The organism is Pseudarthrobacter phenanthrenivorans, from assembly GCF_000813845.1.
GTDB lineage: Bacteria > Actinomycetota > Actinomycetes > Actinomycetales > Micrococcaceae > Arthrobacter > Arthrobacter phenanthrenivorans_B.
Genome location: NZ_JWTB01000024.1, coordinates 70,280 through 83,226, shown reverse-complemented (window position 1 = coordinate 83,226; position 12,947 = coordinate 70,280). Strand labels below are relative to the sequence as shown.

Sequence of the window (12,947 nt, the reverse complement as noted above, 5' to 3'; positions counted from 1 at the left end):
CATGAGCCGCCACACACTTTCTGTCCTGGTTGAGGACAAGCCCGGCGTCCTGACCCGCGTGGCCAGCCTCTTCGCCCGCCGCGCCTTCAACATCAACTCCCTGGCCGTTGGCCCCACCGAAGTGCCGGGCGTTTCCCGCATGACCGTGGTGGTCGACGCCGACGGCGACCTCATCGAACAGGTCACCAAGCAGCTCAACAAGCTGGTCAACGTTATCAAGATCGTTGAGCTCACCCCAGAATCTTCCGTACAGCGCGACCACATCCTGGTCAAGGTACGTGCGGATGCCGCAACACGCCTGCAGGTAACCCAGGCCGCAGACCTGTTCCGCGCCTCAGTGGTGGACGTGTCCACCGACTCCGTCGTCATTGAGGCCACCGGCCATCCCGAAAAGCTCACGGCACTGCTCTCAGTGCTGGAGCCCTTCGGCATCCGCGAAATTGTGCAGTCCGGCACCCTGGCCGTTGGACGGGGATCCCGCTCCATGAGTGACCGGGCGCTCCGTTCCGCCTAGGCGTCCAGCCACGGCGGGACCGCGCCCGTAACCGCAGCACCGCAAGACCACTATCTACAACCACTCAAGAGGAGTTACGCAAGTGACTGAAATGTTCTACGACGACGACGCCGACCTGTCGATCATCCAGGGCCGCAAAGTTGCCATTGTTGGCTACGGATCCCAGGGCCACGCCCACGCGCTCAACCTGCGCGATTCCGGCGTCGAGGTCGTCATCGCCCTGAAGGATGGCTCCAAGTCCACCGCCAAGGCACAGGACGCCGGCTTCACAGTCAAGAACGTCGCCGACGCCGCCGAATGGGCCGACGTCATCATGATCCTCGCGCCGGACCAGCACCAGCGCGCCATTTACAACGACTCCATCAAGGACAAGCTGACCGCCGGCAAGGCCCTGGCCTTCGCCCACGGCTTCAACATCCGCTTCGGCTACATCCAGGCTCCGGAAGGCGTCGACGTCATCCTGGTCGCCCCCAAGGCTCCGGGCCACACCGTCCGCCGCGAATTCGAAGCAGGCCGCGGCATCCCCGACATCATCGCCGTCGAACAGGACGCATCAGGCAAGGCCTGGGACCTGGCAAAGTCCTACGCCAAGGCCATCGGCGGCACCCGCGCCGGCGTCATCAAGACCACCTTCACCGAAGAGACCGAAACGGACCTCTTCGGCGAGCAGGCGGTCCTCTGCGGCGGCGTTTCCCAGCTGATCCAGTACGGCTTCGAAACCCTCACCGAGGCCGGCTACCAGCCGCAGATCGCCTACTTCGAGGTCCTGCACGAGCTCAAGCTCATCGTTGACCTCATGTGGGAAGGCGGCATCGCCAAGCAGCGCTGGAGCGTTTCCGACACCGCTGAATACGGCGACTACGTCTCCGGCCCGCGCGTCATCACGCCCGAGGTGAAGGAAAACATGAAGGCCGTCCTGGCCGACATTCAGTCCGGTGCCTTCGCCAAGCGCTTCATCGAGGACCAGGACAACGGCGGCGTGGAGTTCAAGGAGCTCCGCGCCAAGGCTGAGCAGCACCCCATCGAGGAAGTCGGCCGTGAACTGCGCGCCCTCTTCTCCTGGCAGCAGCAGGACGCTGACTACGTGGAAGGCTCCGCAGCCCGCTAAGGCGGCCGGGACAACCCCCTAGATGGCAACGGTGAGGCCGGGTTCACACTTAACAATGTGAGCCCGGCCTTTCCGTCGGCCTAGACTTGTTTCCATCCCCAGGACTGCAACGCAGAGGATCAGCCGTGTCAAAACCCGTAGTACTGCTCGCCGAAGAACTTTCCCCCGCCACCGTCGAGGCCCTCGGCCCGGACTTTGAGATCCGCCAGACCGACGGCGCCGACCGTTCCCAGCTGCTCTCGGCAATCAGTGACGTGGACGCCATCCTGGTCCGCTCCGCCACCCAGGTTGATGCCGAGGCCATCGCTGCGGCCAAGAACCTGAAGGTCATCGCCCGCGCCGGCGTTGGGCTAGACAACGTGGACATCAAGGCCGCCACCCAGGCCGGCGTAATGGTGGTCAACGCCCCCACGTCCAACATCGTCTCCGCGGCAGAACTCACCGTAGGCCACATCCTCAGCCTCGCCCGCCACATCCCGCAGGCCAGCGCCGCCCTGAAGGACGGCGAGTGGAAGCGCTCCAAGTACACGGGCATCGAACTGTTCGAAAAGAAGATCGGCATCATCGGCCTGGGCCGCATCGGTGCCCTGGTGGCAGCCCGGCTCAAGGGCTTCGACACCAAGATCCTCGCCTACGACCCCTACATCACCTCCGCCCGCGCCGCGCAGCTCGGCGTGCAGCTGGTCACCCTGGACGAACTCCTGGCCCAGTCCGACTTCATCACCATCCACATGCCCAAGACGCCGGAAACCGTCGGCATGCTGGGCGCGGACGCCTTCAGGAAGATGAAGAACACCGCCTACGTCGTCAACGTCGCCCGCGGCGGCCTCGTCGACGAGGAAGCCCTCTTCACCGCACTGCAGGACGGCGAGATCGCCGGCGCCGGCGTCGACGTCTTCGCCAAGGAGCCCAGCACCGACCTGCCGTTCTTCAAGCTCGACAACGTCGTGGTCACCCCGCACCTGGGCGCCTCAACGGATGAAGCCCAGGAAAAGGCCGGCGTCTCCGTGGCCAAATCCGTCCGGCTGGCCCTCGCCGGCGAACTGGTGCCGGACGCCGTCAACGTCGCCGGCGGCGTCATCGCCCCCGACGTCCGCCCGGGCATCCCGCTGATCGAGAAGCTGGGCCGCATCTTCACGGCGCTGACCCACGCATCCCTGACTCAGTTCGACGTCGAAGTGGCAGGCGAAATCTCCTCCCTCGATGTCAAGGTGCTGGAACTGGCCGCGCTGAAGGGGATTTTCGCCGACGTCGTCACCGAGCAGGTGTCCTACGTCAACGCCCCCGTCATCGCCGAACAGCGCGGCATCAACGTCCGCCTGATCACCACCCCGGAGACCGAGTCCTACCGCAACGTCCTGACCCTGCGCGGCGCCCTCAGCGACGGCAGCCAGATCTCCGTGGCCGGCACCCTGACCGGCCCCAAGCAGATCGAGAAGCTGGTGGGCATCAACGGCTTCGAGGTGGAAATCCCCATCAGCGAGCACCTGGTGGTGGTGGCCTACACCGACCGGCCCGGCGTCATCGGAACCATTGGCCACATCCTCGGCATGAACAACATCAACATCGCCGGCATGCAGGTGGCCCGCTCCAACGAGGGCGGCCAGGTCCTTGCCCTGCTGACGATCGACAGCTCCGTTCCCCAGCAGGTGCTGGACGCCATCAAGGCCGGTATTGGCGCCGAGATGGTCCGGGAAGTGGACCTGGAAGACTAACGCGACACACCGGCCGAAACGCCGTAACCGCATCTCCGCTGGGGTGCCTCCACGCGGAGCCACGTATGATTGGCCGGTCTGCTTACAATGGCTTGGTCCTGATTCAGGACCGTAGCCGGCAGGCCGGCCAATACCTTTTGCACATCCGTCCGCCATGCTCCACGTCTGCCCGGGCGGATGGAAGTGTGCGCACGCAATCCAGGTTTCAGGGAGTTCCATGAACGCCGTCCAGAGGTTCATCAGAAGCAGGGTGCTGCTGTTGACCGCGGCCATCTTGATCGCAGCCATGTGCTTGTCGGTCCTCGTCCAAAGCCAGTCACAGGCTGCGCTCAACCGGACGGTTGATGAAAATTCGAGGGGGCTCTACGACATCCTGGTCCAGGCCAAGGCCCCCGCCGGCGCCCTCCTTCAGCCGGAGATCGCCAACGGTGCCGGCGGCATAGGCTTCGACCAGCTCGATTCCATCCGGAAGCTGTCCGGCACCTCGGTGGCCGCCCCCATCAGCCTCGTGTCCCGGGTGACCCAGAACCTGGAAACACCCCGGCTCGACGCCATGGACTACCTCGGCTACAACGCCGGACTCGCGGGCACCGCCACGGCGGACCAGGCGGCCGGCGCCACCGCGCCGGACAAGTGGCCCGCCGCTGAATCGGTGCTGACCGATGCTGCCAAGAAGTACCGCCTGACCGCCAGCGCGGTCAGCTCCGACGGCAACTCCGAACAGACGCTCTTCAAGACCACCGCCGAAGGAACCCTCGGCAAGGCCCGCCTCGTGGAGGAGAAGGCCCAGGGCGGCAGCAGCATCCGCATCGCCGCCCCGGCAGGGGAGACCGGCATCAAGTTCCCCGCCCCCGCCGGAGGATCCGAACACAACCTCTTCAACCTCTCCGTGGCCCTGCCGCTGGCACCCGAGGTCACCGAATCCGTCGTGGCCGTGGACCCGGCCGCCGAACGCGCCCTGCTGGGCTCCGCCGGCGACTTCCTGGCCCCGCTGGAGAAGGCGCCGCCCGCAGACGCCCGGGACGCAGGCGCCGTGGGCCGCTACCTGGAAGGGCTGTTCACCAACGGCATCAGCATGGACCAGCTCAAGGAGGGACCGGACTTCCTGGGCGTCAAGCTCAAGTACTGGGCCCCCCTGATGACCCAGTACCAGCAGGCCAAGCGCACGGGCCAGCTGACCAGCGGCTCCCAGGCTGTTCCGCTGATCGTGCGTTCGGGCACGTCCCTGGACCTGAAGTACAACGTCAAGATCGAGGAAATCGACGACGCCGGCAAGGTGGTCAAGGACGTCGGCACCGTGTCGAAGTCCCTGGGCAAGGATTACCTGCCGTTCGTCTCCAAGGACCCGTTCGTGCTGTCCTGGCCGGGCTCCACCGACCACTCGTCCCTGCTGGGCAACAACGGCAACTTCAACCCCGGCCTGTACACGCCGGCCAAGTGGAGCACCGACTTCGCCGGTGCCCCCAAGTACACGGACGGTGACACCGCGGCCAACGGCGCCGTGGACAAGGCCGCCGTGCCGGGCGAATGGGTCACCGTCAACCGCCTGCCGGACAAGGCAGCCAACGGCGCGCCCGTTGACCAGACCCAGCGCGACCCGGTGGACGAACGGTCCTACCGGGACAACCTCTCCACCGGCCAGCAGCAGGCAGCAACACCGCTTCCCATGGTGTACGGCACCTTCGACCCGGCAGCCGTGGAAGCAGCATCAGGCGACGTTAACAAGCTCCCGCTGGGCGGGTACGACCCCACGCCGTTCTCCCTGGTCAAGGATGCCGCCGGCAAGGACGTGCCGCAGGCAGAGCTGAAGCCTTCGCTGAGCGCCACGGGGCTGGCCAGCCAGTCCGCCGGCGCCATCACCGACTACTACGGCCTGGCAGCTGCCCGCGGCTACAAGCAGAACGCCGCCGTCATCGATGCCGTCCGCGTCCGCGCCAAGGCGCCGGGCAGCTGGAAGGACGCCCAGCCGGAGGTTGAGAAGCTTGCCGCCGAGATCCGCGACATGGGCCTGGACGCCACCGTGGTGGCCGGGTCGGCCCGCGAGGACACCAGTATCTTCGTCCCCGGCTACTCGAAGGACGGAGCCGGCAAGGAGTCCGCGCTCGGAACCGTGAAGCAGTCCTGGGTCCGGCAGAACGCCGCCGAAGCTGTCACGGGGGCGCTTTCCGGAACCAACATCACCCTGCTCTTCCTGACGCTGTGCGGAGCGGCCCTGCTGACCGGCGCGTCCACCGTGAGCTACATCCGGAAGCGCCGCAGCGAAGCGGGCACCCTGCGGGCCATGGGATGGACGCAGCGGCGGATCCGCAGCTGGGTGCTGGAGGAATTCGGCGTGGGGGCAGTGCTCCTTGCCGCAGCCGGCATCCTGTTGAGCCTGTTGAGCTGGAGCCTGGCCACCGCGCTGGTGTGCGCGGCCGTCCTGGTCCTGTACTGCGGCGCCGCACTGTTTGCGGCCCAGCAGCTGCGCCACCGCGACGAGATCGACCAGGAGCCGCAGCATGACGAGCGGCTCATCCCGGTTGACTCCCCGCTGACCTTCGCCAACCGGCAGCTGTCCACGAACAAGTTCAACACCCTTGCCCTGGCCGTCGCCGTCGGCGTCTTCGGCGCGGCCGTGGGCGGCCTCATCGCCCTGCTGATCGACATCCCGCGGGCAGCTGGAGCCAGCGCCCTCAGCGGCCTGGCCGCTGCCAGCGTCACCCTGCCCAGCATCCTGTTGGCGCTTGCGGGCGTGGCCGTGGGACTTGTGCTGACCCTCGTGACGGGCCGCTTCGAGCTCAACGCCAAGCGCCAGTACCTGGGAATCCTCCAGGCCATGGGCTGGAACCCGGACATGCTCCGCCAGGTCCGGTTGTTCGAAAACGCGCTGGTGGGAACAGTGGCCCTGCCCCTGGGCGTGCTGGGCGCCCTGGGCATCGGCCTGCTGCTGGCGCCCTACGCAGCCATCTGGGCTGCGGTGGCCGGCCTGCTGGCTGTAATTTGCTGGATACCGATTGCAACGAAAGTAGTCCAATGACAAACCCGACGAACGTCCAGCGCAGCCGCAGGAGCGGCTCCAACGAGGTCCCCCTGCAGACCCGTGCGAACACCATCGTCAAGTCCGCGGACCACGCCACCCCGCTGGAGATGCGCGACATCACCATCCGCTACGGCGGCGGCAAGGGCGGGGCCGAGGCCGTCAGCGTCGTCGAAGGCTTCGACCTGACGCTGCACGCGGGCGAGATGCACTGCGTCGCCGGCCGCAGCGGCTCCGGCAAGACCAGCATCCTCACCGTCGGCGCGGGACTTACCCTGCCGACGTCGGGCCGGGTCTTCTGGGAAGGCGATTCCCTCGAAAGCATGGGCGACGACGAAATCGCCGACCGCCGTCGTGCCCTCATCGGCTACGTCGATCAGGGCGGTGCCCTGATCGACGGCATGAGCGCCCTGGAAAACGTGCTCCTGCCCGCCGTCCCCGACGGCGAAGTGGACCAGAGGCGCGACATGGCCAAGGACCTGCTGGACCTGGTGGGACTGGGCCGGCGCATGCGGCACCGCCCGGCCCAGCTGTCCGGCGGTGAACGGCAGCGGGTGGCCATTGCCCGCGCCCTGATCCTTGGCACCAGGGTCCTGGTGGTGGATGAGCCCACCGCATCCCTGGACCGCGCCTCCGCCAACCGCATCATCAGCATCCTGAAGGACACCACCAATGACGGCATTGCCGTGCTGGTGGCCTCGCACGACCACGAACTGGTCCGGCTCAGCGATACCCTGACAGAACTGATCTAGCCCACCCCTCCGTACCGAAGGTAACCGTCCGACCGTGACAGCTTCAGAGAAAACGCCGTTCTACATCACCACGGCCATCACCTATCCCAACGGGGTGCCGCACATCGGCCACGCCTACGAGTACATAGCCACCGATGCCATGGCGCGGTTCAAGCGCCTGGACGGCTATGACGTGATGTTCCTGACCGGCACGGACGAGCACGGCATGAAGATTGCCCAGACCGCCGAAAAGGAAGGCATCACGCCCAAGGAGCTGGTGAACCGGAACGCTGAGGTTTACAAGGCGGCGCATGCCGCCCTGGGCATCAGCTACGACCGCTTCATCCGCACCACGGACGAGGACCACTACGCGGCGTCCCAGGCCATCTGGAAGAAGATGGAAGCCAACGGCGACATCTACCTGGACAAGTACGAGGGCTGGTACTCCGTCCGGGACGAGGCGTTCTACGCCGAGGATGAAACGGTGGTGAAGGACGACGGCGTGCGCTACTCGAAAGAGACGGACACCGAGGTCACCTGGACGGCGGAGGAGAGCTACTTCTTCCGGCTGTCCGCCTACCAGGACAAACTCCTGGCCCTGTACGGGTCCCACCCCGAGTTCGGCGCCCCGCAGTACCGGTTCAACGAGGTCATCAGCTTCGTCAAGCGCGGTCTGGAGGACCTGTCCATCAGCCGGACCACCTTCGACTGGGGAGTGCCGGTCCCCGGGAACGACAAGCATGTCATGTACGTCTGGGTGGACGCGCTGACCAACTACCTCACCGGCGTTGGCTACCCGGATACGGAGTCGGAGAAGTTCCGGAAGTACTGGCCGGCCGACGTCCACATCATCGGCAAGGACATCTCCCGCTTCCACGCCATCTACTGGCCGGCCTTCCTGATGAGCGCCGGGCTGGAGTTGCCCAAGCGGGTCATGATCCACGGATTCCTGCACAACAACGGGGTCAAGATGTCCAAGTCCCTGGGCAACGTGGTGGCCCCGGCGGACTTCGTGGCCAGGTACGGCCTGGACCAGGTGCGGTACTTCTTCCTGCGCGAGGTGCCGTTCGGCGCCGACGGCAGTTACAACCATGAGGCCATCGTGGGCCGGATGAACGCCGACCTGGCCAACAACTTCGGCAACCTCGCCCAGCGGTCCCTGTCCATGGTGGCCAAGAACTGCGGTGCAGCCGTGCCCGCTCCGGGGGAGTTCACGGCTGCGGACGCTGCCATCCTCGCCCAGGCCAACGGACTGCTGGAAGCGGCACGGGCCGCCTTCGACAAGCAGGAATTCAGCCGCGCCCTGGAGGCCATCTGGGCCGTGCTGCACCACACCAATGCCTACTTCGCCGAGCAGGCTCCCTGGGTGCTGCGGAAGACCGACGTCGAACGCATGAACACCGTCCTGTACGTGACGCTCGAGGTGCTGCGGATCGTGGCCATCCTGGCCCAGCCCGTCATGCCGGACGCCGCCGCGAAACTACTTGACGCCCTGGGCCAGGCGGACGGCGATGCCCGGCTGTTCGCGGCGATCGCCGCCCCGATCGTCCCGGGCACCCCGCTGCCGGCGCCCGCCCCCGTCTTCCCCAAATTCGAGGAACCGGCCGAAGCCTGAGTTTCCGGCGCACCGAAAGGGGCAGGTGCCGCGGATTCCGCGGCACCTGCCCCTTTCCCATTCCAAGCCCAAGTGCCAGCCCCCTGGCGCTTGGGCCGGCCGCGGCCGCTATGCTGTGGCGAGCCCCTGGACGGGTGACAGCCGTGCCGCCCGCCGGGCAGGAATGACCGACGCCAGCAGGCCGGCGACGACGGCAACGGCCAGCACGCCCAGCAGTTGCAGCCAGGGGACGGAAGGCGTGACCTCGGCCAGGCTGCCGAGGGCAGACCTGGCGCCCAGCCACCCGTAGAGGCTTCCCAGGACAGAGCCGAGCAGCGCTGCGACGCCGGCCACCAGGGCCGCCTCAAGGGCAAGCATTCCCCGCAACTGGGCTTTGGTAAGGCCAAGCGCCCTGAGCAAGGAGTTCTCCCTGGTCCGTTCGAGCACGGACAGCGACAGGGTGTTGGCCACCCCGATCAGTGCGATCAGCACCGCAACCCCCAGCAGGCCGGTCACCACGAGTAGCAACACGTCGATGACTTCATTAAAGGTGACCCGTTCGATGGCCGCACCGCTGACAGATCCGGCGGATACGCCTGCGGCCCCGGCAACAGCGGACTGGATGTCCTTGATCCGATCCGCGGACAGTGGCCCGTCGCCCGGAGCGTCCGCGAGGCGCAGCCAGATGGAACTTGCCGCCGGTCCGGTGACCCCACTGCCGGGGCTGTCTGTTGAGGCACCGCCGCCCGGCAGGCCGAATCGGCTGGCGGTGTCGGTGGACACGAGGGCTGGAATGTTGCGCGTCCGCAGCACCACTGCTTCCAAGGTGGCCCGTCCGGCAGCGCCGGTGACCTCAACGGATCCGCCCGGGGAGCCCTCCGGCAGGTAGATCCTGCCCGGCTCAAGCGTGATCGTAGTGTCGCGGAGCAGCCGGCCGGCCTCCGCCGCGTCAAGGGCGTAGACGGGGCTCTCCACGTCCCCGGCGTGCATAATGCCTGCTTCCGGCAGCAGGGCTGCAGCTGCAACACTGTCGATCCTCGCCACCGCGTCACGCTGAGCGGCGGTCAAGGCATTCCCGGTGACAGCCATGTCCACGGGGTAGGTCCCGGCGAGGGCATCGTCAAACGCCTGGCGGGCCGTGGCCGCCCCGGTCATCATCAGGGACACCAGCGTGACGCCGATCAGCAGGGCGGCAGCAGTGACGGAGGTCCTTGCAGGGTTGCGGACCGCGTTGAGCGCTGCCAGCTTCCCGGGGACGCCTGCAGGGGCGGCCAGCCGTCCCGCCAGCCCCACCAGCCGCGGCACGAACAGGGTGGCGCAGAGCAGGACTCCGACGAAGGACATCACCCCGCCGGCAAAAGCGACCACCAGCATCACGGCCGCGGCGCCGAAGGCCAGCAGCGGCATGCCGAGGGCGAGGCCGCCAAGGCCCAGTACCAGCCGCACGCGGCCGCGCCGGTTCCGGATTCCGGCATCGTCAGCCGGACGCAGTGCAGCAAGCGGCGCCACCGCCGTGGCGGACTTCGCGGGCACCAGGGCGGCCCCCAGGGTCAGCAGAGTACCCACTGCCAGCCCCGCGATGATGGACGACGGCGGGACGGCCATGGTGGCAAAGGCCATGTCCGGCTGCGTCCCGGCCCAGCCGATCAGGGCAGCCATCAGGCCAACCGCGGCAAGCACGCCCGCCGCGGAGGAGACCACGCCCACCACCAGGGCTTCGGCAAGGACTGACGTGCGTACCTGGCTGCGGCCGGCGCCCAGGCACCTGAGCAGTGCCAGTTCCCTGGTGCGCTGCGCCACCAGAACCGCGAAGGTGTTGGACACCACCAGGCCGGAGACCAGCAGGGCAACCCCGGCGAAAGCCAGCAAAATAATTGTCAGTTCATCCTGGCCGCCGGTCATCATTGCCACCTGGGCGGTAACCTGCTCATCTGCGGTCTTGACCTGGGAGTCGGCGCCGGTGCCGGCAAGGGCTGCAAGCACGTTCCTGCACGCTTCGGCGGGGTCCGCGCCCGGAGCCAGGGCGAGCTGGATGCTCCCGTACCCGGCAGCACCGCCGGTCACGGCGCCCCGGCCAGGTGTGGCCGCCGCCAGGGCGCTGACGGCCGGTGTCCCGGCGAGGACCTGTGGGAGGGCCGAGGCGAAGGGGTCGCTGCTGCCACGCAGGATCCCTGTGACGGTCATCGCCACGGATACCGCGCCGTCCGGGGCCCTGAGGAGCAGCGAGTCGCCGACCCGCAGCCCGTAGCGGGCGGCCGTGGCCCCGTCCACGGCGACGCCGTCAGCACGTTCGGGAAGGGCGCCGTCGGTCACGGCGGCGGCTTCCAGGGCCACAGGCGCAAGGTTCCGGGCCTGCGCAAACACCTCCTGGCCCCCGGCGGTGAACTCCGCATAGGCCTGCAGCCGGCCGTAAGCCTCCGTCACGCCAGGCACCGCACGCACCGCTGACAAAGCGGCATCGTTGAAGGTCCCCGTGTCCGGGGTGGCGATGAGGCCTGCCTTGCTGTAGGCCTCCCCGAGGCTGGCGCCCAGCGACGCGCGGGTGCTCGCCCCCACCATCAGGGTTGTGGACAGGAAAGCCACTGACAGCATCACCGCCAGGCCGACTGCAATGAACCGACGGCTGTGGGACTGGAATTGCGAGAGGGCAACGCGCAGCACGATCAACCCCCCAGCTTGCCGAGGGCAGCGAGGACGGACCCGGCGGTGGGCTCGGCGATCTCGCCCACCAGGCCGCCGTCGCTCATCAGGACCACCCGGTCGGCGTAGCTGGCCGCCACCGGATCGTGGGTGACCATGATGATCGTCTGGCCCATTTCCCGGCTGCTGCGGCGCAGCAGTGCCAGGACCTCGCCGCCTGCGGTCGAATCAAGGTTGCCGGTAGGTTCGTCCCCGAACACGACGTCGGGCCGGGTCAGCAGGGCCCGGGCTACGGCCACCCGCTGTTGTTGGCCGCCGGAGAGCTCGTGCGGCCGGTGCCGGAGCCTGTCCTTGAGGCCAAGCGTGCCAACCACAGTGTCGAACCAGGCGGCATCGGTGGCCTTGTTTGCCAGTGCCAGCGGCAGGGTGATGTTTTGTTCAGCGGTCAGGGTGGGCACGAGGTTGAAGGCCTGGAAGACAAATCCGATCCGGTCGCGGCGGAGCGTGGTGAGCTGCTTGTCGTTCAGGGCCGTGATGTCCGTCCCACCCACCAGGATCTGTCCCGAGTCGGCGGTGTCCAGGCCGGCGAGGCAGTGCATCAGGGTCGACTTGCCTGAGCCGGAGGGTCCCATGATCGCGGTAAAGCGGCTTGCCTCGAAGTTGACGCTGACCTCGCGCAGGGCGCTGACGCGGGTAGCGCCGCGGCCGTAGGTCTTGGTGAGGGACAGCGCCTGGACGGCGGGAGCGGAGTTGATGTTATGGCTGGTCAAAGCGGCATGGGGGTCCGCGGATGTTGTCATGTTTCCACGCTATGGCCGGAGCCGCGCCGGGGAATCGGCCCTCAGTCTGGTCGTGCGCGGTCCGGCCTCATACCCAGGTCTGACACCATCGCGCCCAGTATCAGCCTCCCGGGGTGACCAGCCCGGTTTCGTAGGCGATCACCACCGCCTGGACCCGGTCACGCGCACCAAGTTTGGCCAGGATATGCCCTACGTGGGTTTTGACGGTCGCTTCGGAGACGAACAGGGCGGCCGCGATCTCAGGATTGGAACGCCCCTGTGCCATGAGGATGAACACTTCACGCTCGCGGGCCGTGAGCCGTTCCACGGCCTCGTAGTCTTCGGGGCGTTCGTTGCCCTTCGCGCGCAGCAGAGGTGCCACGTGGTCCAGCAGCCGGCGGGTGGTGGAGGGTGCGATGACGGCGTCCCCTCGGTGCACCGTCCGGATGGCGTCCAACAGTTCCTCCGGCGGTGCATCCTTCAGGAGGAAGCCGCTGGCTCCGGCCTCGATGGCGGCCAGCGCGTACTCATCCAAATCGAAGGTTGTCAGCACCACGACGCGAAGTTCAGCCCAGGCGGACCCGGCGGGAGCGGCCGCGGCGCGCTCCATGAGCTGGCGGGTGGCCTCAATGCCATTCATTCCGGGCATGCGCACATCCATCAGGACAACGTCCGCGGCTGCCGCGCCGAGGGCATGGAGTGCTTCGAGGCCGTTGCCCGCCTCGACCACAACGTCGAGGTCCGGCTGGGAATTGATCAGCATGCCCAATCCCGAGCGCACCAGTTGCTGGTCATCGACCAGCGCCACCCGGATCGGCGACGCTGCGCCAAGTTCTACTGCCACTGCCAT

9 protein-coding genes are annotated in these 12,947 nt (G+C 67.3%); 6 read left to right on the top strand and 3 right to left on the bottom strand.

Annotated elements, in window-relative coordinates; all coding sequences use genetic code 11:
- Position 1: 1 nt before the first annotated feature.
- The 6 genes from ilvN (at position 2) to metG (ending at position 8,699) form a co-directional block, all read left to right on the top strand.
- Positions 2-514 (top strand): acetolactate synthase small subunit, encoded by a 513-nt coding sequence (gene ilvN / locus RM50_RS12950; protein WP_043453275.1) that lies wholly within the window; start codon positions 2-4, stop codon positions 512-514.
- A gap of 82 nt (positions 515-596) precedes the next feature.
- Complete coding sequence (ilvC, locus tag RM50_RS12945) at positions 597-1,622, top strand: ketol-acid reductoisomerase (protein WP_043453274.1); 1,026 nt, start codon at positions 597-599, stop codon at positions 1,620-1,622.
- A 125-nt stretch (positions 1,623-1,747) separates the two neighbouring features.
- Complete coding sequence (gene serA, locus RM50_RS12940; protein ID WP_043453271.1) at positions 1,748-3,337, top strand: phosphoglycerate dehydrogenase; 1,590 nt, start codon at positions 1,748-1,750, stop codon at positions 3,335-3,337.
- Positions 3,338-3,554: 217 nt separating this feature from the next.
- The gene (locus RM50_RS12935; RefSeq protein WP_043453269.1) at positions 3,555-6,353 is read left to right on the top strand and encodes an ABC transporter permease; all 2,799 of its coding nucleotides are present in this window, start codon (positions 3,555-3,557) and stop codon (positions 6,351-6,353) included.
- Positions 6,350-7,105 carry an ABC transporter ATP-binding protein gene (locus tag RM50_RS12930; RefSeq protein WP_043453267.1) on the top strand — a complete coding sequence of 252 codons (756 nt, stop codon included), beginning with the start codon at positions 6,350-6,352 and terminating at the stop codon, positions 7,103-7,105. The genes RM50_RS12935 and RM50_RS12930 overlap by 4 nt, the downstream gene beginning before the upstream one ends.
- A gap of 34 nt (positions 7,106-7,139) precedes the next feature.
- A complete protein-coding gene (gene metG, locus RM50_RS12925) occupies positions 7,140-8,699 on the top strand; it encodes a methionine--tRNA ligase (protein WP_043453265.1) in 1,560 nt (519 codons plus the stop codon).
- A gap of 108 nt (positions 8,700-8,807) precedes the next feature.
- Here the strand turns inward: metG and RM50_RS12920 are convergent, their stop codons facing one another.
- The 3 genes from RM50_RS12920 to RM50_RS12910 all read right to left on the bottom strand — a co-directional run bounded on the left by RM50_RS12920 (position 8,808) and on the right by RM50_RS12910 (position 12,947).
- Positions 8,808-11,339: an ABC transporter permease gene (locus RM50_RS12920; protein WP_043453263.1), complete on the bottom strand. Its 2,532-nt coding sequence runs from the start codon at positions 11,337-11,339 to the stop codon at positions 8,808-8,810.
- 2 nt (positions 11,340-11,341) lie between these two features.
- A complete protein-coding gene (locus tag RM50_RS12915; RefSeq protein ID WP_043453261.1) occupies positions 11,342-12,118 on the bottom strand; it encodes an ABC transporter ATP-binding protein in 777 nt (258 codons plus the stop codon).
- Positions 12,119-12,218: 100 nt separating this feature from the next.
- The gene (locus RM50_RS12910; protein WP_205622264.1) at positions 12,219-12,947 is read right to left on the bottom strand and encodes a response regulator; all 729 of its coding nucleotides are present in this window, start codon (positions 12,945-12,947) and stop codon (positions 12,219-12,221) included.

Excerpts from the sequence above, each read along its gene's own strand:
- ilvN (WP_043453275.1), top strand. The coding sequence starts at position 2 with ATGAGCCGCCACACACTTTCTGTCCTGGTTGAGGACAAGCCCGGCGTC.
- RM50_RS12935 (WP_043453269.1), top strand. The coding sequence starts at position 3,555 with ATGAACGCCGTCCAGAGGTTCATCAGAAGCAGGGTGCTGCTGTTGACC.
- RM50_RS12930 (WP_043453267.1), top strand. The coding sequence starts at position 6,350 with ATGACAAACCCGACGAACGTCCAGCGCAGCCGCAGGAGCGGCTCCAAC.
- RM50_RS12915 (WP_043453261.1), bottom strand. The coding sequence starts at position 12,118 with ATGACAACATCCGCGGACCCCCATGCCGCTTTGACCAGCCATAACATC.
- RM50_RS12910 (WP_205622264.1), bottom strand. The coding sequence starts at position 12,947 with ATGGCAGTGGCAGTAGAACTTGGCGCAGCGTCGCCGATCCGGGTGGCG.